This window comes from Streptococcus hongkongensis (assembly GCF_053206145.1).
This window is the reverse complement of sequence record NZ_JBRUGD010000013.1, coordinates 15076-35504: the sequence shown is the minus strand read 5'-3', so window position 1 is coordinate 35504 and position 20429 is coordinate 15076. Positions and strand designations below refer to the sequence as shown.

At 36.6% G+C, this 20429-nt stretch carries 18 protein-coding genes; 9 read left to right on the top strand and 9 right to left on the bottom strand.

All coding sequences use genetic code 11. The features are described 5' to 3' along the window. Window positions 1-13: 13 nt before the first annotated feature. The 4 genes from ACVRZD_RS08440 to ACVRZD_RS08425 form a co-directional block, all read right to left on the bottom strand. A complete protein-coding gene (locus ACVRZD_RS08440) occupies window positions 14-1348 on the bottom strand; it encodes an Nramp family divalent metal transporter (RefSeq protein WP_447450428.1) in 1335 nt (444 codons plus the stop codon). A 482-nt stretch (window positions 1349-1830) separates the two neighbouring features. Continuing rightward, the gene (locus ACVRZD_RS08435; protein WP_037626210.1) at window positions 1831-2265 is read right to left on the bottom strand and encodes a GtrA family protein; all 435 of its coding nucleotides are present in this window, start codon (window positions 2263-2265) and stop codon (window positions 1831-1833) included. Next, entirely contained in the window at window positions 2231-3982 is a 1752-nt protein-coding gene (locus tag ACVRZD_RS08430) for a putative glycosyltransferase family protein (protein WP_052128129.1), read from the bottom strand. The genes ACVRZD_RS08435 and ACVRZD_RS08430 overlap by 35 nt, the downstream gene beginning before the upstream one ends. Window positions 3983-3984: 2 nt before the next feature. Continuing rightward, complete coding sequence (locus ACVRZD_RS08425; protein WP_037626208.1) at window positions 3985-4908, bottom strand: glycosyltransferase family 2 protein; 924 nt, start codon at window positions 4906-4908, stop codon at window positions 3985-3987. A gap of 919 nt (window positions 4909-5827) precedes the next feature. Here ACVRZD_RS08425 and rpmH point away from each other — a divergent pair. The 3 genes from rpmH (at window position 5828) to ACVRZD_RS08410 (ending at window position 8402) form a co-directional block, all read left to right on the top strand. Further along, window positions 5828-5962 carry a 50S ribosomal protein L34 gene (gene rpmH / locus ACVRZD_RS08420; protein ID WP_003102296.1) on the top strand — a complete coding sequence of 45 codons (135 nt, stop codon included), beginning with the start codon at window positions 5828-5830 and terminating at the stop codon, window positions 5960-5962. A 210-nt stretch (window positions 5963-6172) separates the two neighbouring features. Next, window positions 6173-6886, top strand: coding sequence for an N-acetylmannosamine-6-phosphate 2-epimerase (locus tag ACVRZD_RS08415; RefSeq protein WP_037626206.1), 714 nt, complete (start codon window positions 6173-6175; stop codon window positions 6884-6886). Between the two features lies 1 nt (window position 6887). Further along, window positions 6888-8402, top strand: coding sequence for a PTS transporter subunit EIIC (locus ACVRZD_RS08410; protein ID WP_037626204.1), 1515 nt, complete (start codon window positions 6888-6890; stop codon window positions 8400-8402). Between the two features lie 223 nt (window positions 8403-8625). On the opposite strand, the gene ACVRZD_RS08405 is transcribed toward ACVRZD_RS08410, so the two are convergent. Beyond that, window positions 8626-9438 (bottom strand): MurR/RpiR family transcriptional regulator, encoded by an 813-nt coding sequence (locus ACVRZD_RS08405; protein WP_037626202.1) that lies wholly within the window; start codon window positions 9436-9438, stop codon window positions 8626-8628. Between the two features lie 234 nt (window positions 9439-9672). Here ACVRZD_RS08405 and ACVRZD_RS08400 point away from each other — a divergent pair, with 234 nt between their 5' ends. Genes ACVRZD_RS08400 through rsmA form a run of 3 tightly spaced genes read left to right on the top strand, consistent with a single transcriptional unit; the run spans window position 9673 to window position 11935 of the window. After that, window positions 9673-10446 carry a TatD family hydrolase gene (locus ACVRZD_RS08400; protein WP_037626200.1) on the top strand — a complete coding sequence of 258 codons (774 nt, stop codon included), beginning with the start codon at window positions 9673-9675 and terminating at the stop codon, window positions 10444-10446. Continuing rightward, window positions 10418-11002 (top strand): ribonuclease M5, encoded by a 585-nt coding sequence (rnmV, locus tag ACVRZD_RS08395; protein ID WP_037626198.1) that lies wholly within the window; start codon window positions 10418-10420, stop codon window positions 11000-11002. The genes ACVRZD_RS08400 and rnmV overlap by 29 nt, the downstream gene beginning before the upstream one ends. 60 nt (window positions 11003-11062) lie before the next feature. Then, window positions 11063-11935 (top strand): 16S rRNA (adenine(1518)-N(6)/adenine(1519)-N(6))-dimethyltransferase RsmA, encoded by an 873-nt coding sequence (gene rsmA / locus ACVRZD_RS08390; protein WP_037626197.1) that lies wholly within the window; start codon window positions 11063-11065, stop codon window positions 11933-11935. 129 nt (window positions 11936-12064) lie between these two features. Here rsmA and ACVRZD_RS08385 read toward each other — a convergent pair whose 3' ends face one another. Both ACVRZD_RS08385 and ACVRZD_RS08380 read right to left on the bottom strand, forming a co-directional pair. Continuing rightward, window positions 12065-12913, bottom strand: a complete 849-nt coding sequence (locus tag ACVRZD_RS08385; RefSeq protein ID WP_037626195.1) for a DNA-binding domain-containing protein — start codon at window positions 12911-12913, stop codon at window positions 12065-12067. Further along, window positions 12894-14216: a sensor histidine kinase gene (locus ACVRZD_RS08380; RefSeq protein ID WP_037626192.1), complete on the bottom strand. Its 1323-nt coding sequence runs from the start codon at window positions 14214-14216 to the stop codon at window positions 12894-12896. The genes ACVRZD_RS08385 and ACVRZD_RS08380 overlap by 20 nt, the downstream gene beginning before the upstream one ends. Window positions 14217-14318: 102 nt before the next feature. Here ACVRZD_RS08380 and argF point away from each other — a divergent pair, with 102 nt between their 5' ends. The 3 genes from argF to ACVRZD_RS08365 all read left to right on the top strand — a co-directional run bounded on the left by argF (window position 14319) and on the right by ACVRZD_RS08365 (window position 17897). Continuing rightward, window positions 14319-15317, top strand: a complete 999-nt coding sequence (gene argF, locus ACVRZD_RS08375; RefSeq protein WP_037626191.1) for an ornithine carbamoyltransferase — start codon at window positions 14319-14321, stop codon at window positions 15315-15317. A gap of 9 nt (window positions 15318-15326) precedes the next feature. After that, window positions 15327-16259, top strand: a complete 933-nt coding sequence (arcC, locus tag ACVRZD_RS08370) for a carbamate kinase (RefSeq protein ID WP_037626189.1) — start codon at window positions 15327-15329, stop codon at window positions 16257-16259. 84 nt (window positions 16260-16343) lie between these two features. Beyond that, window positions 16344-17897 carry a YfcC family protein gene (locus ACVRZD_RS08365; protein ID WP_037626187.1) on the top strand — a complete coding sequence of 518 codons (1554 nt, stop codon included), beginning with the start codon at window positions 16344-16346 and terminating at the stop codon, window positions 17895-17897. A gap of 79 nt (window positions 17898-17976) precedes the next feature. Here the strand turns inward: ACVRZD_RS08365 and ACVRZD_RS08360 are convergent, their stop codons facing one another. Together ACVRZD_RS08360 and ACVRZD_RS08355 are read right to left on the bottom strand one after the other, a co-directional pair. Continuing rightward, complete coding sequence (locus tag ACVRZD_RS08360) at window positions 17977-18693, bottom strand: DUF4811 domain-containing protein (RefSeq protein ID WP_037626186.1); 717 nt, start codon at window positions 18691-18693, stop codon at window positions 17977-17979. A 1-nt stretch (window position 18694) separates the two neighbouring features. After that, on the bottom strand, window positions 18695-20197 hold the full coding sequence (locus ACVRZD_RS08355) for an MDR family MFS transporter (RefSeq protein WP_037626184.1): 1503 nt from the start codon (window positions 20195-20197) through the stop codon (window positions 18695-18697). Window positions 20198-20429 lie beyond the last annotated feature (232 nt).

Genomic DNA, 20429 nt, shown 5'->3' with positions numbered 1-20429 from the left:
TATGTCATATTGCTTAAAGAAGGGAAAGTATTAGTTTGATGTTTAAAAGTGTTAAGGCTATAGCTTCGAGATAAGCTAGGCGACTATTCCATTTGTGGTTTACAAAGTTTCCCATAATATCTTTGCTAGAGGTGAAGTAAACCAAGGGGAAGATGGCAAAAGGTAAAGCGATGGATAGAAAAACTTGTGAATAAATCAGAATGTGATCTAAAATGATTTCTTTTGTTCCAAATATAAAGGCTACCACGATGACAGGAATCAATGCGACTAGTCTAGTAACAAGTCTTAGTAACCAGGCAGGTAGTTTGATATTTAAGAAGCCTTTCATAACAATTTCGCTAGTCAAGGTGCCGGTAATAGTTGAATTTTGACCGCTTGCTAAAAGTGCTACAGCAAACAAAGTTGATAAGAAAGGGCTAGCAAGTTGGCCGATTAACTTTGGATTACTGAGGGCATGATACATCGATGAAAAAGCGCTTATATCTTGAGCGTGACCGTAAAAGATGGCTGCTCCAACAATTAAGAGCAAGGAATTGACGACAAAGGCGATACTTAACTGAATATTGGAATCCCAAGTCATGAAGCGAATGGCTGTAGTTAAGGCTTTAGGGTCTTTATAATCAACTTGACGTGTCTGAGACAAAGAAGAATGTAGAAAGAGGTTATGTGGCATAACCGTTGCTCCAATGATTCCAAGGGCAAGAGTTAATACAGAACCGCTCACTTCTTTAGGGGCTTGCCACAGTTGAGGACTCGGTAAATAGCCAGATAAAATAGCGACACCATCTGGTCTGGCTAATCCAACCATATAGGAAAAAATGACTAGAATAGTTACAATGAGGGTGCCGACAATGGCTTCAATTTTTCGAAATCCCAAACGCATCAATAAAAGTAGTAAAAAGACATCAAAAACGGTAATCAGGATGGAAAGTAATAGGGACCAACCAAATAGCAGGTGAAGTGCGATTCCAGCACCAATGACCTCGGCTAAATCAGTTGCCATCAATGCTAGCTCTGTTATCACCCAAAAGAAGAGTCGAAACTTTTTGGACATTTTTGTAGCAATCATCTGAGCTAAATCCATTTGGGTCACAAGCCCTAATTTGCCAGACATTTGTTGCAATTGCATAGCAATTAAAGAAGAGACCAAGACAGCAATCAGGAGTAAGTATTTATAGTTGGCACCTGCCACAACACTAGTGATCCAATTTCCTGGATCCATATAACCAACAGCAACCAACATGCCGGGTCCTGTGAAAGCAAATAGAAAGGAGACGAAGGAGGCTTTTTTAGGTAATGCAATTAATTGTGAATCAGTTAGTATGGAATTATGAGATTCCTTTTTCATAGTTATCCCTCTAAGGTATTGTTAGATTAAAAATTAAGTATACCTAATTATAGCATAAATAGCTTAATCTGAATATTGATAATTATTGAGAGATGTAAGAAGCAGTTTGTACTGTCAATAATTTTGTGTAAACACTTTAGTAGAATTTCTGAATATTAGTCAAATAAACTATCAAGTGTATCAAAATATGCTCCAAAATCTTTATGAATACAACACATCCTACATAGTGTTTTTAGTGTTCTATAGCATAACTATTGACTGGGAGCGCCTTACTGGTCTTAACATTCTTTTGCTCCTCACATTTTGGGTAATATATTATGAAAATAGAAAAAATAAGGAGAGAAAGAACCACTGGCACAAGCCCTGTTTGTCAAATAAGGTGCATTGACGTAGAAGAGAATTACAGGAAAGCTCAAGACATCCTGATTGTAACGTTACTTTATTTGATTAGTTTAACCTGTACTAAAAGACACGTGTTTTTGTCACGTGTCTATCTTGTTTTTAAATATTAAAAATTTGCTTAAGAGATAATTTAGGATAATGATCAGAGCTTGTGAAAAGAGAGTTTCAGTGAGGTTAATTGTTGCTATATCATTATTTACAAAATAACCAATTATCTCTGGAAATTGCTTAACGAATAGGTAAGCTAATACAATATCCAGTATCAAGGCAAATAGTCTCAAGGTGACGAATTTAATAAATCGTGAAAATTTACCTTTTGAAGCTTGTTTAAATACAATACGATCATTAGTGATAAAAGCAAATAATATAGCAATAAAGTTTGCAAAAAATGCTGCTATCAGAACCTGGTGAGTTGATGTAAAGATGATCCACCTGGTAATTATATAGACAAATGTTGTAAGTACTCCAAATATCAGATAGTTAATAATTTCTCTGTAATTTTGTATTTTTACCATATATTCCCCTACTACCAGTAGTCATTAATCCGCTAATGACTACAATCCATGAAAAAGTTTCAAGCGTGTAGCCTATTTTTTGTGCAATGGTCTTTTTATAGACAACTAGCACTTTTCCGGCACCTTCAAGCGTCAAATATATTTTACCGTTATTTAATACTTTATAGGTTGCTTTTGGCATCTTTTTTTTATCATCCTTTTTTAATTCCCTAGCTGTTTTTTTAGCTAGTTGCAACATAGGTTGACTCCCTTTAGCACCGCCAGAGTAATTGGCAACATAGCCTTTGTAATAAATTTTAGGTACGACGACACTTCCTTTTTTGTTTTTATCAATTACTCGATAATCTAATTCAATCTTGTTATATCCATATCTTACACTGTTAACAACAACATTCTTCTCATCTGAAACGTCCGCAAATTTCCTATCTCTGACATCTACATGGTTAATGTCAACTGTGTAGTATTCATCTCCTACAGGATTCACAAAAGTAGATAAAGGATTTTTATAGGCTTGCTTCATAGTCTTAAAATTATGGTCCATAAAATTGGTGATAACTTTATTTGGTTTATTGAATTCGTTTTTTACAAAGCCAAAGAAATACATAATAACAATAGCTGTTGACATTGCTCGAACAACTTTTATTTCATTTTCTAAACCAACGACAATTAATAGTAGTATAGATGAAAAAAATGATAAACGCTCGGTATATTGAATAATCCCTAAAAAAGTATTTTTCAAGACAGTTTGCCAGGGTAATAGTGGTGTCATAGCAAGATACATTATGAAAGTAATACATAGTAAAGTCTTGGAGATTCTTTTTAGTTTATTAAAATTCAAAGCATAATATATGGCAAGTAATTTTAGTGGCAAATCAAAAAAGTTTGTAATAGGTGAAAATCCAGAATTAAAATTTTTATCTAGAATAAACATTTGATCAGCAGGAATCGGAAAATCTCTGCTTTTCCAACTAAAATAGAATTCTTGTGAGTGTATCAATTCGATATATTGAATAATAAAACCACTAGATAATAGCAAACCTAAGCCCGCAGAAGTAGCAAACGACACAATGTGTTTCGTTTTAATCTTATCCGAATTGAGCATTATAAATAATATAGAAATAATTGCCAAAATTAATGTGGAAATAATATGAGATTGGATTAGTAATGAGACAGTAATAGCTAGCAGTAACGGATTAATCTTGTCCTCATAAATGACTTTGTATAAAGCATAGAGAAGAATGGGAACGAGACCTACAATAATAGTCATTCCAAAGCTATACAAAGGAAAAAAGCAAGGAATGATTATCGCTAACCAAAAACTTTTTCTATTGTCTTTTACAATTTTGCCTATGAAGAAGTAGGTACTTAAACTTTCTAATAAGATTACTGTGAAAGCCAAAACAAGAAAGCTAAATAGGCTATTTTGAGTAACTATAAATACAAAGGCAGGAATGTATAGTTGCCAGTTACCATAAAACATATTACTAGCATATCCGGTTCCCCAACTAAAAATATTATTGATATTAGGTAAGATATCCCTGTTACTAATAGATTGGGCCAAGCCTACGATTCGTGCCAAATGAAAACGCATATCATATGACATTGAGCCATTAATAACAAATTCTGATATTTTTGTGATAAAAATTGCCCACAAAATTAATAATATAACCGGTATTAAGTTGTTTTCAAAAACTACTTTATTTAGTTTGTTTTTCATTCTTATCCCTTTTCCTTGATAACATAACTAGGTCTTTTTTTAGTTTCTAAAAATATCTTAGAAATATATTTCCCTAGAATACCGATGCAAAGTAATTGGATGCCACCTATTAATAGGATAATGGTTACAAGTGAAGCCCATCCATCAACACTGCCTCCTACAGTTAACTTTCGGATAACAATAACTATAGCTCCGAGTATTGATGATATAAATGCTAATAAACCACTGTAGATAGCGATATTTAATAAAGCTTCTGAAAAATTGATGAAACCTTCTAAGGAATAGCTTACAAGTGACCAAAAGCTCCAAGAAGTCTTTCCTGCCACGCGCGCTCTGTTTTCAAAGCTAATGTAAGTTGTATCAAATCCTACCCAAGCAAAAATGCCCTTTGAAAATCTGTTTACTTCAGTCAGTTCTAAAATACTATCTACGACTTGTCTGGTCATTAGTCTGAAGTCTCTTGCCCCATCTACCATTTCGGTGTCTGATACCATATTGATAATTTTATAGAACAGTTTAGCAAAGAAAGAGCGAATGACAGGCTCCCCCTCTCTATTTTTTCTTCTTGTTCCAACAATATCATATCCTTTTTCGATTAACCCAACCATTACAGGCAATAGTTCAGGAGGATCTTGTAAATCAGCATCCATGACGGCAACATAATCACCAGAGGTATGTTTGAGACCTGCTAATAGTCCGGCCTCTTTTCCAAAATTACGTGAGAAGGATAAATAGTGTACATTGTCAAATCTTTTGTTGACTTCGCGTAGCACTTCCAGAGTGTTATCCTTTGAACCATCGTTAATAAAAATATAGTCAAAGGAATAATTAGGTATATCTTTTGTCACCTTAAATATTTCTTCTAAGAATAGGTTAACTGTTTCTTCTTCATTATAACAGGGAACAACTATACTAATTTTTTTCATAGTACTCACTTTCACTCATAAAAAGCCAGTTTTCACTAGCTTTATTTTATTTAATATTTCCACCTATAACACCGGATATTTCTCTTGTTATAAATTTGTCTTACCAATTTGTAACCATGCGTAAGACTAAATGAGTAAATCCTTTTAAGCAATACTCCAACGGTTTAGAATTACTTAGAAGTTTTATTTTTTTCACAATAAATTGCAATAATTTTGTTTTATTTTTAATAAATACCACAATGTTAAATGTATTGTACAATACATTAATGAAAAAGAAAAGAGGGTATCTCAATATTCTCTTAATATTTTTCCGTGGGTATCCATTGTCTGAATATGAAGAAATGATTAGCTATTTCTAATTGTCTTTCACAGTAAATTGCTAACATCTCTGGCATACAAACTATGAAGTGTTAGCATTAAAGTAGAATGAAGACTCCTGGGGATACTGATATAAAGCAAGTACTAAAAATAAAAAAGTATGAGTATGTTAGATTTTTTTTCATGATGACTAAAAAGTTATCAGGCTGATTTTACGAACTGTAAAACAGAAAAAATCAACTGGTATTCTGTTACCTATCGCAAAATTAACAGTTTAGAGTTGATGGATGTTCAAGAGTTAAATAAAAACATTCTTGACTAATATTAAATAGAGTAAGTTTGGCCTCATAGAGGCATTTCACAATGTCCAAAATACTAGTTATGGAAGGAGCAGTTAATCTCTAGGGTCTTTTCTAGATTAAGTGTCATTTTCTTGTTTTTATGTAGTATCGACTATTCTCAAATATTCAGCCCCATACATATTTTAAAATTATCTTGACAAGGCTCCCTATATGTTATAGAATATTAAGGTATGTTTAGTAACTGATATCACAAAATAGCCGGCTAAACGAATACGAAAATCTATGAGGAGGTATTCACTGTGAAACGTACTTATCAACCAAGTAAAATCCGTCGTCAACGTAAACACGGCTTCCGTCACCGTATGGCAACTAAAAACGGACGTCGCGTGCTTGCGAGCCGTCGTCGTAAAGGACGTAAAGTATTATCAGCTTAATCGCAATAAATACGAATACAAACAAATAAAACCAAGAGTGCTCGAGGCTCTTGGTTTTTTTGTGTGCTGAAACTAGTTTTAATAAAAGAGACAAAGCTTGCTATTTTTGAAAGTCAATTCTAAATACCTAAAGATTATTGAAAACGCTTTTATACTTGGTATAATGAAAACAGTTAGCAGACAAGTGTAATCATTGGAAAGGAAAAAAGCATGTTAAAAGAGATGACTAAAGACAGTCTCAGGCAACAGTTTAAAGATGGCATAATCGTTTCATGTCAGGCTTTGCCAGGAGAAGCTCTGTATTCTGACAGGGGTGGCATTATGCCCCTCATGGCTAAGGCTGCCCAAGAAGCGGGAGCAGTTGGGATTAGGGCTAACTCCGTTCGTGACATTAAAGAGATACAGACTGTGACGGCTTTGCCAATTATCGGTATTATCAAGAAAGAGTATCCACCCCAAGAGCCCTTTATCACAGCGACTATGGCTGAGATTGACCAACTGGCAGCCCTTGAGATTGCCATCATCGCACTGGATTGTACCAAGCGTCAACGCTATGACGGCCTGACTATCCGTGAATTCATTCAGCAAGTCAAGGAGAAATATCCCAATCAACTACTGATGGCTGATATTTCGACCTTTGAAGAAGGAAAGGAAGCTTACGAGGCTGGTGTTGATTTTGTGGGCACGACTCTTTCAGGCTATACCAGTTATAGCCGACAAGCAGAAGATCCCGACCTAGAGCTGATTGACCAATTGTGTCAAGCAGGTATTGACGTCATTGCTGAAGGTAAAATTCACTCGCCTGAGCAAGCAAAGGCAGTCAACGACTTAGGTGTCTTTGGCATTGTTGTGGGTGGTGCAATAACAAGACCAAAAGAAATCGCCCAGCGATTTATTGAAGCAGTAAGAAAAGGAGATAAGTGAGATGGATTTTAAGAAATTTTCTAAATTAGGGCAAGCCTTTATGTTACCAATTTCAATCTTGCCAGTAGCGGGATTACTCTTAGGAATTGGTGGTGCCCTATCAAATGCTAATGCGATTGCACAGTTTTCTGTTTTAGACCAACCGTGGTTGCAAGCAATCTTTACTATAATGAGTACTGCAGGAAATGCTGTTTTTGCCAATATTGCTTTAATTTTTGCTATTGGTGTTGCTGTAGGACTAGCTGATGCTGATAAAGGAACTGCGGGTCTCTCTGGTGGTGTCGCTTATTTAGTTTTTACTGCGACTATCAGTGGATTTTTAACTTTATTTTCGGCAAAAGATGCTAAAATTGATACTGGTGTCTTGGGAGCTTTAGTTATTGGTTTGATAGTTGCAAGTTTGCATAACAAGTATCGAAAAATTGAATTACCAGCCTTCCTAGGTTTCTTTGGTGGCTCACGTTTTATCCCAATTATTTCCTCTTTTGCAGCAATTGCAATTGGTACAGTTTTTTATATTATTTGGCCTCCAGTTCAAAATGGATTAGTAGTCATAGGTGAAAAAATTGCTGTTATGGGTAGTTTAGGAACATTCTTATATGGATTCTTCTTACGTTTAACAGGGGCAGTTGGACTTCACCATACCATTTATCCAATGTTTTGGTACACCTCTTTAGGTGGCAGTGAAGAAGTTGCAGGAAAAACCATTGCAGGTGCTCAAAATATCTTTTTTGCACAATTAGCTGATTCCCATCATACTGGACTCTTCACTTATGGAACACGTTTTTTTGCAGGTCGTTTTGCAACAATGATGTTTGGCTTACCTGCAGCCTGCCTTGCTATGTATCATTCTATTCCCAAAATCAATCGTAAAAAAGTTGGTAGTTTTTATTCAAGTAGTGCCTTGACTTCATTATTAACAGGTATAACTGAACCGATTGAGTTTGCTTTCTTATTTGTTGCTCCATGGCTTTATATTGTCCATGCCTTCTTAGATGGTTGCTCATTTTTAGTTGCTGATTTACTTCAAATTAGAATTGGTAATTCATTCTCAGGTGGACTTATTGATTTCTTGATATTTGGTGTTCTTCAGGGAAATTCGCATACTAACTGGCTATTAGTAATTCCTGTGGGGGTTGTTTGGTTCTTAATTTATTATATTGTATTTAGGTTTTGTGTCACTAAATTCCATGTTCTCGTTCCAGGGATGGAATTAACAAATGAAGCAAGCTCAGATAATCAGTTAAGTGTAAATGATAAGTCAAATTCTTTACGTGATCAATCATTATTAATAATTGATGCACTTGGAGGTGAAAGCAATATTGAAGACGTGACAGCTTGTGCAACAAGATTACGTGTATCACTTGCTGATAGTAGTAAAGTAGATAAAGGAACCTTGCAGTCCGTTGGAGCAACAGCTGTTCTAGATGTAAAAAATGGAATTCAAGCAATCTATGGAGGAAAGGCAATACTCTATAGCCAAGAAATAAACCAACTTCTTAATAGAGAAGATTAGTTGTTTATATAAGATTATGAAAAAACCAACTATTAACGATACCTCCAATGAGGATCAAACAGTAAAATTAGTTTTCTCATATCCTATTCCGCTATGATATTAAAAGAATGCTGATATTGGATGTGGTTATCTATTGGTGCCTTCTATCATTTTAAACAAAAGCAAGCCCATCAGTAAATTGTTACAAAAGAAAAACTCTCAACGCTTTGTTTTGAGAGTCTTTTTAGTTGATAATTGTTTTTTCAAAGATGTCTTCTTTTTTGTCGCGGTCAATTTCTAGGACATAAGCATAGATAATATCCATCATGATTAATAGTGGAAATTGCGGAGAAACACGGTTACCATAATTGAGCTGATGGGTGGAAGAGACGTTAAAGACGTCGATTTCAGCATTAAATTGCTCAGAATCTCTTGTTGTGATGAGTTTAGTTTTGGCGCCATTAGCGGCTGCTTTTTCTAAGGCTTTGATCACAGATAATGTTTGACCTGATAAAGAAAAGCCAATCACTAGACAGTTCTTATTGACCAAGCTATTGGCCCAAGTGAATCCATCGGTGTCAGAATAGGCATCACAGATGATTCCAAGTCGCATAAAGCGCAGCTTCATCTCTTGGGCCACCAAGGCAGAAGAGCCTTTCCCATAGAAATAAATCCGCTCAGCTTGATCAATCTCTTCTGCTAAGCTCTGCAATTTTTCCTCGTCAACCAAGCTATAAGTCTTATTAATCAAGGTATCGTAGTCAACCAAGACCCTCTTGGTCACATCGCGACTGATGTCTTGAAAGGTGTTTCCGGCTGTTTGCAATGTTTGGAGGTAATCAAATGCAAAGGAGCGATAGCCAGAATAGCCACATTTTTTTGCAAAGCGTGTCAGAGCTGCTTGCGATACGTGGAGCCGTTGAACAACCAGGCGAGACGACATGTGAGCCTCATCAAGGTCATTATTAATAAAAAATTTACCAATACTAATTTCCAAAGGGGTCATCTGAGAAAACGCATCCTCAATTTTAGCTTTGATTTGTATATTTTTAGTCATCGTCTACTCCTATTTGTGAGATTTGATAGAGAGATAAAAAGTAGTTATCGTATTATATGATATCATAATTTAGAGTGTCAAGTGCTCGACTAATTGACACATACATTCAATTGCTGGTGCAGAGAATCTTTTTCAATTATGGTATAATAAGAGTCAAGAGAAGCCTTTCAGAGTAAGGCTTTGCTTTAGAGCGCAGCAATTCCCGAGAAGAAAAGAAGAATAAAAGGAAAAAACATGCTTAGCATATTTGATACTCATACCCATTTGAATGTGGATAATTTCATTGGTAAGGAAGATGAAGAGCTGGCTTTGGCCAAGGAAATGGGCGTGACGGCTCACAATGTGGTTGGCTTTGACCAAGCTACCATTGCCGGTGCATTAGCTCTTGCCGCAAAATATCCAGACGTTTATGCGACCATTGGTTGGCACCCAACTGAGGCAGGCTCATACAGTCAGGCCGTTGAGGAGATGCTTGTTTCTCACTTAAATAATGAAAAGGTTGTGGCCTTGGGCGAAATTGGCTTGGATTACCATTGGATGGAAGACCCCAAAGAGGTTCAAATTGAGGTCTTCAAACGACAAATCCAATTGTCAAAAGATTATAACTTACCATTTGTTGTTCACACCCGCGATGCCCTAGAAGATACCTATCAAGTCATCAAAGAAGCTGGTGTCGGGCCCTGCGGAGGCATCATGCATTCTTTCAGTGGTAGCTTGGAAATGGCTCAGAAATTCATTGATTTGGGCATGCTGATTTCTTTTTCTGGTGTGGTTACTTTCAAAAAAGCCACAGAGCTTCAAGAAGTCGCGCAAGCCATTCCCCTGGATAAAATGCTGGTCGAAACGGATGCGCCATACCTAGCGCCAGTGCCAAAGCGGGGTCGCGAGAACCATACGGCCTATACTCGTTATGTTGTGGATAAAATTGCGGAGCTACGTGGCCTGACTTCAGAAGAAGTTGCAAAAGCGACAACAGCCAATGCTAAGAGGATTTTTAAGATTGACTAAAAAAATTAAGATTCAAGAAGTCATCGTCGTCGAGGGCAAGGATGATACAGCAAATCTCCGACGTTTCTATGAGGTTGACACTTATGAAACAAGAGGCTCAGCAATCAACGAAGCTGACCTAGAGAGGATTGACCGCCTCAATCAGCTACGCGGCGTCATTGTCTTTACAGACCCAGATTATAACGGCGAACGCATTCGTAAAATCATTATGCAGGCTGTTCCGACGGTTCGTCATGCCTTTTTAAACCGTGATGAAGCTGTTCCAGGATCCAAGTCTAAAGGACGGTCACTAGGTGTTGAACATGCTGGTTTTAAAGATTTGCAAAAAGCTTTAGCCAAAGTAACCCAAACATACGATGATCAAAATGATTTTGACATCACCAAAGAAGACCTAGTTAAACTAGGACTACTCTTGGGTGGAGACAGCCGTAAACGCCGTGAATACTTAGGCGAAACACTGCGAATTGGCTACTGTAACGGCAAACAATTACTAGCCAGATTAGAACTCTTTGGCATTAGCTTAGCAGAAGTCCAAGAAGCTATGGCGAAATTTTAAATAGCTAACTCTGTAAGTATGCTACAATAGAGAAAACAAATAAGTAGGAAATAATAACAAATGAGAATTGCAGACTATAATGTTACCCGGGCTATTTTAGAGCACCATGGGTTTACATTCAAAAAATCTTTCGGTCAAAACTTTTTGACGGATACCAATATTTTACAAAAAATTCTTGACACAGCAGAGGTTGATAAGGGTGTCAATGTTATTGAAATTGGTCCAGGTATTGGTGCCTTGACCGAATTTTTAGCAGAGAATGCGGCTGAAGTTATGGCTTTTGAAATTGATGACCGTTTGATTCCAATTTTAAAAGATACTTTGAGAGACTTTGATAATGTTCAAGTGGTTAATCAAGATATTTTAAAAGCTGATTTACAAACACAGATTAAGGCTTTTAAAAATCCAGAATTACCAATTAAGGTAGTCGCTAATCTACCTTATTACATCACAACACCTATTTTGATGCACTTAATTGACAGCAAAATCCCATTCCAAGAGTTTGTAGTGATGATGCAACGCGAGGTGGCAGATCGTATTTCCGCGGCGCCTAACACTAAAGCTTATGGTTCCTTATCAATTGCAGTTCAGTATTATATGACTGCAAAGGTGGCCTTTATTGTCCCGAGAACGGTCTTCGTGCCTGCGCCAAATGTTGATTCAGCCATTTTAAAAATGACCCGTCGCACAGAGCCGTTGGTCACAGTTAAAGATGAGGACTTCTTGTTTAGAGTCTCAAAAGCAAGCTTTGTTCACCGTCGAAAGACACTTTGGAATAATTTGGTTAGCCATTTTGGGAAATCAGAAGAAATCAAGACTCAGTTAAGTCATGCTTTAGACATGGCCGGTATTAGTCCAAACATTCGTGGTGAAGCCCTAAGTATTGAAGATTTTGGCCGATTGGCCGATGCATTAAAAGATAATGCCTTTTGATAAACTACTAGACTCTTAAAACTATTTTAGAGACTAAATAGTTGCTGATTTGAATAAATAATAACTTTGCCCGTGAACTCTGAAACTTGTGTTTACGGGCAAAGTTTTTGTCTATTGAGTCAATTGCAATCAACTTAATAGTGCGTTGTGGCTTTGAACGATTAGTTCGTCAAAAAATTTTCGGAGTGATACTTTACCTCCCTGGTGATTTAATTTTTGGATGACCTGAATTTCGGAGTGAATATTTTGGTAACCAAATAAGGCATTAGCATATTGGATGGTGATTTCATTGTCATAATCATCTATACACAGATGAGCGATGTTAACCATCCCTTTTTTTATTGCCCGACGAACGCGTTGCAACATAATTTTTTGACTATGAGCATCAAGGGATAGGTGTTTTGAAAAATTAAGCTGCTCAAAATAAAGGTGACTTTGGAGAAGGATTTGGCAAATTGTAATGATATCTGCGCATCCTGCTTCTGATGTAATGCCTAGGTAACTCAAAATAGAACGAATTTTTTCGAGTTGTTTTTCCTGTAGTGTTTCCTGTGTCTCTTGACTTAACTTTGGCCCAAGTAATTCTTGAATAAGATGAAGCTTTGCTTCCATCTCAATACTTGCTTTGACCTTATTGACAACAGATTTCACTTCAACAATATTAATTGGCTTACTAATGAAGAATTCAATTCCTGCCTTGTAGGCATCTTGTCGCATTGAATTATCTTTAACTTGTGAAATCATAATAAATTTTAATTTTGGCCGCTGTTGATGGATTTTCTTTACCAAAGTGACACCATCTAGCAATGGCATCAGTAAATCAACTAAAACAATATCTACCTCATAAAAAGGGAGTTCATTGAGAGCAACGGTGGATGAATTTTCTACTTTAATAACTGTATTGTTATAATCTTCCTCAATAATTTCTTGTAGGATCATGGTAACTGATGGATCATCATCAAGAATATAAAACTTCATCTATGGTATTCTCCGTTTCTTTAGATAATAGTTCGTCATTAGGGATGGTGATAGTAAAAATTGCCCCCTTAGGATGATTATCTTTTAACTCTATCTGACCTTTAAACTCTTCTTCTACAATGATTTTGACATTAGAAAGTCCAATTCCTCGATAAATGTCACCATTTACATCAAATTTAGTTGAAAAGCCAGATTGAAAAATATAAGGCTTCATCTTGTCTGGAATGCCAGGCCCGTTATCTGTAATGACGATGTTTAAATGGGCATCATCATGTGAAGCATAGACATAGATACAACCATTTTTTGTGTCATTAATAGCTTCGACAGCATTTAAAATAATATTAGAAACAATGGTTAATAAAAAATAGTAGTTATAGACTTTTATATTGGTTCTGATGTTTTCGGTGATGATAATTTCCTGTTTATGGGAGGTAATAAGGCTTCTAATATAGGAAAGAACAATTCGAAAAATATCTTTTAAAAACATACTGGCTTCATTTTCGACACTAAAATAGGTCCCCAAGCCTTTAATAACATTCTGATAGTCTTTTTTTATTTCATGAACATCTCGAGCGATTTCTAAGGAAAGGTGTTGATATTCTGGTGAGAGATGATGATTTTCTAACTCTTTATCCAGGATATAAGCATTTTTCATGATGTTTTCTATTTCTAAAATGTTTTTTTTCATAAAATAAACTTCGCTTTTTACTGCAGAAGTCGACCAGATGAAATAGTAATAGCGTTTTTCATGATAATCTTTCATTAAAAGTAGTGACAAGTAATGATAAGTAAATGATATTCCTGCACTGATGGTTGCACGAATCAAGGCCGTTAGAAAAAGAATTTGAAATAGGAGAATGGTATAGTGATGAAAGCCTAATAACAGACTAACTTCTAAGATATTGGAAAAGTAATCACAGATGATAATCGTTAGAAAAAAAGTCCCTTTATTACGTGATTCACGGTGCCAATAGATGGTGTAGTACAAGGTGCCGTACCATAGATAAAACACCATGTCTGTAAAAACAAAGTTGATTATTTTATTTAAGGAGGCATCACCAACAAGAGCAAGAATCAATCCCCTAAATAATGGTGAAACAGCAGCGATGCCTAAACAGATATGAAATGGATTAACATCATCATTGAAGTATAAAAAAACGGGCAAAATAAAAAGAGATAATGTTAAAATAAATCCTTCTGTAATCGTACTTACATGAATTTGAGCTGCTAATGCAATAGTGACGGCTGCGATAATAATGCGTTGTCTTTTTTCAACGTGTTTTTCCGTAAGTATTTCGAGCATCAGGTTTCTCCAAATTTTTTAAAGAATATTTTTGAGTATTTTTGAATATTTATGAAAGCGTTAACTATAATGTAAGTATAAATAAAAAGGAGGCAATAAGCAATGAAAAATTTACGAAACCGTAGTTTTTTAACCTTATTAGATTTTACGACACAAGAAGTTGAATTCCTATTGAATCTTTCAGAAGATTTGAAACGTGCAAAATATGCAGGAATTGAACAACAAAAATTAGTCGGAAAAAATATCGCGCTAATTTTTGAAAAAGACTCAACACGGACCCGTTGTGCATTTGAAGTAGCTGCTTATGATCAGGGAGCTCATGTCACCTACTTAGGTCCAACTGGAAGTCAAATGGGTAAAAAAGAAACTGCTAAAGATACAGCTAGAGTACTTGGTGGGATGTATGATGGTATTGAGTACCGTGGATTCTCACAAGAAACAGTAGAAATCCTTGCAGCGCATTCAGGTGTCCCTGTTTGGAATGGCCTAACTGATGCAGACCACCCAACACAAGTTTTAGCAGATTTCTTGACAGCTAAAGAGTGCCTAAAGAAACCATACAAAGACATCAATTTTACTTATGTCGGAGATGGTCGAAATAATGTTGCTAATGCGTTAATGATTGGGGCAGCAATTATTGGTATGGATTATCATTTGGTTTGTCCTAAGGAATTGAATCCAAGTGATGACTTGCTTAAAAAGTGTCAACAATTAGCGAAAGCTTCAGGTGGTAATATTCTTATTACAGATGATATTAAGGAAGGTGTAAAAGCTTCTGATGTCCTTTATACTGATGTTTGGGTATCAATGGGTGAAGCAGATGACGTTTGGAAAGAAAGAATTGCTTTATTAGAACCTTATCGTGTAACCAAAGAAATGATCGAAATGACTGAAAATCCAAATGTTATCTTTGAACATTGTTTGCCATCATTCCATAATACAGACACTAAGATTGGTAAGGAAATTTTTGAAAAATATGGGTTGACAGAAATGGAAGTTAGTGATGACGTCTTTGAAGGACCACATTCAGTAGTTTTCCAAGAAGCAGAAAATCGTATGCATACTATCAAAGCTGTAATGGTAGCAACACTCGGTGATTAGGAGGTTCTTATGTCAAAAATTGTAGTAGCACTTGGAGGAAATGCCCTTGGGAATTCACCAGAGGAGCAATTACTGCTGGTAAAAAAGACCTCAAAATCTCTCATTTCTTTAATAAAACAAGGGCATGAAGTTGTCATTAGTCATGGCAATGGACCGCAAGTAGGTGCCATTAATTTAGGAATGAATTATGCAGCTGAAAATGGAATTGGTGCTCATTTTCCGTTTCCAGAATGTGGTGCCATGAGTCAAGGGTATATTGGCTATCACATGCAACAGAGTTTGCTGAATGAATTGCAAAGTGAAGGTATGGACAAAGAAGTAGCAACTGTTGTCACTCAAATTGAGGTTAATCCTACCGATCCAGCTTTTGAAGATCTGACTAAGCCAATTGGGAGTTTCTACGATAAGGAAACTGCTGAAAAGATTGCAAAAGAAAAAGGCTATACTTTTGTAGAAGATGCTGGAAGAGGCTATAGACGTGTCGTTGCTTCGCCGGATCCAATTACAATTTTAGAACTTAAAAGTATTAAAAACCTCATTGAGACAGGAACTTTAGTTGTTGCTGGTGGAGGCGGTGGGGTTCCAGTTATCAAAAATGAAGCAGGAGCTTATCAAGGGGTTCCAGCTGTTATTGATAAAGATAAATCCAGTGCGTTATTAGCTGGAAAATTGGATGCTGATCAACTGATTATTTTGACAGCTGTTGATTATGTTTATGTTCATTTTGGTAAAGAAAATCAAGAAGCATTAAAATCGGTCACAACACATGATATCATCGACCACGTTAAAAATGGAGAGTTTGCTAAAGGAAGCATGCTTCCAAAAATTATCGCATGCTTAAGTTTCCTAGACGAAAATCCACAAGGTGAAGCTATTATTACATCATTGGAAGGATTAGAGGATGCTCTAACAGGCAATCTCGGAACAAGGATAACCAAATAATATCTTGGGTGTGAGGTGGTTTAGATGACATATCACACCCTTATTTTGTATCAAAAATAGTCAGTCCACTAAAGGAGAACTCTTATGTTAGAGAGTAAAAAAAATAATAGTAGCCCAGTAAAAAAAGGACTTAGAATGCCAGGGGCATTTACGATATTGTTTGTTCTAACGATTATTGCCGTTATTGCAACACATGTTATCCCTTCAGGATCCTATGCTAAACTCGTTTATGATTCCTCGACAGAAAAATTAAATATTACTGAGCCATCTGGGAAAGTTTCTAAATTAGAAGCTAGTCAAAACAGTTTAGATAAAATTGGTGTTAAAATCAACATTAAAGAATTTACCTCTGGTGCTATCAGTAAACCAATTTCAGTTCCAAATACTTACAAACGTCTAAAATCAAGTCCTGCAGGTATTGGAGATATCACGACAAGTATGGTAAATGGGACTATTGAAGCAGTCGATATCATGGTATTTATTATGGTTTTAGGTGGTATGATTGGTGTTGTCCGTCGGAGTGGCGCTTTTGAATCCGGTCTGATTGCACTGACTAAAAAAACCAAAGGTCGTGAGTTTCTGTTAATTTTCCTTGTTTCAATTTTAATGGTAGTAGGTGGTACCCTCTGTGGTATTGAAGAAGAAGCGGTCGCTTTTTATCCTATTTTAGTCCCTGTCTTTTTAGCGATGGGCTATGATTCAATTATTTGTGTCGGAGCTATTTTCCTAGCAAGTTCAGTAGGGACATCATTCTCGACAATTAATCCATTCTCATCTGTTATTGCCTCAAATGCGGCAGGTATCAGTTTCACTGAAGGGTTGGGCTGGCGTACTTTTGGCTGTATTTGCGGAGCGATTTTTGTCGTCGGCTATCTCTATTGGTATGCTAAAAAAGTAAAAGCTAATCCAACTTTCTCATATTCTTATGACGACCGTGAAGAATTTTATGAGAAGTGGAGTGTGGATGGGGGATCAGCAAATGCTAGTTTCACCATCAGACAAAAACTCATTCTTATATTATTTGTTGTGTCATTTCCGTTAATGGTTTGGGGGGTTATGTCACAAGGTTGGTGGTTCCCAACCATGGCTTCCTCATTCTTAGCAATTACAATTGTTATCATGTTACTAACTGCTACAGGGCCTAATGGAGTTGGTGAAAAAGTCGTTGTTGATGAATTTGTAGCAGGAGCTTCAAGCTTAGTAGGCGTATCATTAATTATTGGTCTTGCTAGAGGGATAAATATTATCTTGAACCAAGGGAATATTTCAGATACCATGCTTTTTTCGGCCTCAAAACTAGCTTCTCATGTTAGTGGTCCAATATTCATCATCGTTATGTTAATTATTTTCTTCTTCCTTGGGTTTGTAGTGCCCTCTTCATCAGGATTAGCTGTGCTATCCATGCCAATTTTAGCACCTTTAGCAGATACAGTTGGCATTCCAAGATTTGTCGTTGTTATGGCTTATCAATTTGGCCAATACGCCATGCTCTTTTTAGCCCCAACAGGTTTAGTTATGGCCACACTTCAAATGTTAGACATGAAATATTCACACTGGCTAAAATTTGTGTGGCCAGTGGTCGCATTCCTTCTCATTTTTGGTGGCGGCATGTTAATCACTCAAGTATTGCTCTATTAGGCAGTGATTGAAAAAAGTAAGAACCCTAAATCTTCCTCTAATTCATAACAAAAGAGAATCCGTAGATTCTCTTTTGTCGTTACTTGTCCTCAGCTAAAGCCTCTTTAATGGTCTTAATCTGAAGTTGAATGAATTGTTTAGGGTGCTTTTCTTGTAATAGTTTCATCTGCATTGCCGCATTAGGATCAGCTTTGAATTTAGCTTGATTGGCCGCTTGTAACTTTGGTGCTAATTCTTTCAAACGATTCGCTTCCTCAGGTGTCAAGCTAAGCCAGGTGTCTTTTGGAATCTTAACTAAAACGCTTTGTGAGATTAATAGACCATTTTCACCACCTATGCCAAAGAGAAACTTATAAAACGGAGATTTCCAAACATACCGTTTTGTCGTAATAAGGGCCTGAGCCTGATCGACATCGGCTAGTTGATAAGTTGCGGTCTTCTTGATAGCTTCAGAGATCTGTTTTTTATTTGGAATATAATGCGCTGTCGCTTCCTTATCAGATGGCTTATCACGAAAGACAAGGACCTGGCTATCAGCTTTAGTTCCTAGTTCCTTATAAATAAGAATACCAAAGGGTAATGAATCACTACCCGCAGAATAAATTGGCTTAGTTGTGGTTTTCATTTGGCTTACCATGCCGGTATGGTTGGTAAAATGGTTGGTTAAAACCCCAATTGAACCAGCTAAGAAAAGAATAGAAAGAAAGCCAAGGCTATAACGGAGAATAGCTTTGTCAATATACATCCAGCTGATAAAGGTTAGAACCGTTGCTAAACAAATAATAAGTATAATCATTCTATAATGCCTTCTCTTCTTTTTCGATAATTTTTCCCTTACGAAGCATCAGTGAAACAATAAATCCAATAACAGCAAAAGCAAAGCCGATAGCAAATGAAGTATGGAAACCTTTTAAGCTAGCTTCAATCATTTTTTCAGAATAATGCAAGGGATTCTCTGTTGAAAGCGCTTTTGCAGGTTTATTATTGGTAATGATGTTTTGTGTCACGCTTGATAAAAGGGCAACAACAATAGCTGATGCAATTTGGCGTGCAGTGTTATTAGCTGCGGTACCATGTGCTGCTTCGTGTGGTGGCAAGGCACTCATTGATGAGGCTGTTAATGGCATCATTACCATTGCGATACCAAACATTCTCACAGCATAAAGCATCGTAATGAAATGGTCAGGTGTTGAGGCTGTTAAGTAAATAAAGGGAATAGTCCCGATTCCTAAGATGATAAAACCAATAAGGGCAAGTCGGCGAGCACCAACTTTATCATAGACACTACCTGCAATGGGACTAACAATCCCCATCATCAGTGCACCTGGTAAAAGGACTAAACCAGAGTCAAGAGCAGTCAGACCGTGAACATTTTGCAAGTAAAGGGGCAACATCATCTCTACCCCCATCATAGCCATCATTGAGAGGCCGATAGCTGCAGTTGTTACGGAAAACTGCTTCACTTTAAAGACACGAATATCTAAGAATGGGTCAGTCAATGTTAATTGGCGGCGAATAAAGATTGCAATGATTGTCGTTCCAATTGCGATCGGAGTCAGGACATAAAGACCATCACCCCAACCATAGCTAGCAACATTGGTGAAGCCCCAGAGGAAGATTCCAAATCCAAGGATTGATAACATAAGGGATGGGCTATCTAGTTTCATTGGTTTGTTTGGCACAACATCTTTGATTAAGAATGGTGTTAATAGCAAAGCGATTGTCAAAATCACTAATGGCAAAACAAAAATAGCACGCCAGCTGAGCTCATGTCCCCAAAGAACAAAGTCATGTTTTAAGACCCAACCTGCGAAAGTTGGACCAATTGCTGGAGCTAGGCCGACTACAAGTCCATTTAAGCCCATGGCTGCTCCGCGTTGTTCAGGCGGAAAGACATTAACCATAACGACTTGCATTAATGGCATTGTGATACCAACTGCACAGGCCTGAATGATTCGCCCAATGAGAAAAATTAACCAGTTGGATGACGGAGCAAGTGCAGACATCAGTAAACCAGTCACGAGGATAGCATAAGCTGAAAAGAATAACCATTTGGTTGAAAAGCGCGTGGTTAAAAAAGCAGAAACAGGAATCATAATCCCATTTGCTAGTAGAAACCAAGTGGTTGCTTCTTGAGCCCTAGCCAAACTAATGTCAAAACTAGTCATCAGTGTTGGAATAGCTGTGCCTAGACTGGTCTGGTTTAATACCCCAGCAAAGGTGGCTATTAATAAAAGCATAATCATAGCACTTCGGTTAAAGGTTTTACCATGAATATCAAAAGTTTCTGTTTTAGTCATTTTTTCTCTCTTTCTCAAAAATACATTTCTCTATTTTATACCTATTTTACGGAAAGTCAAAATTAATGAATCAAAATTTTCACAGAAAACAACTTTTTGCTTTGGAAAGCTAACATTGCTTCTATCTATGTCCGATTGCTTTCTTAAAAAAATAGGAGTGAGGTTAAGAAAAGTCACTTATTTTTTGAAGGCAATCTGCTGAAATAAGGTTTGAAATCTGTTACAATAGAGC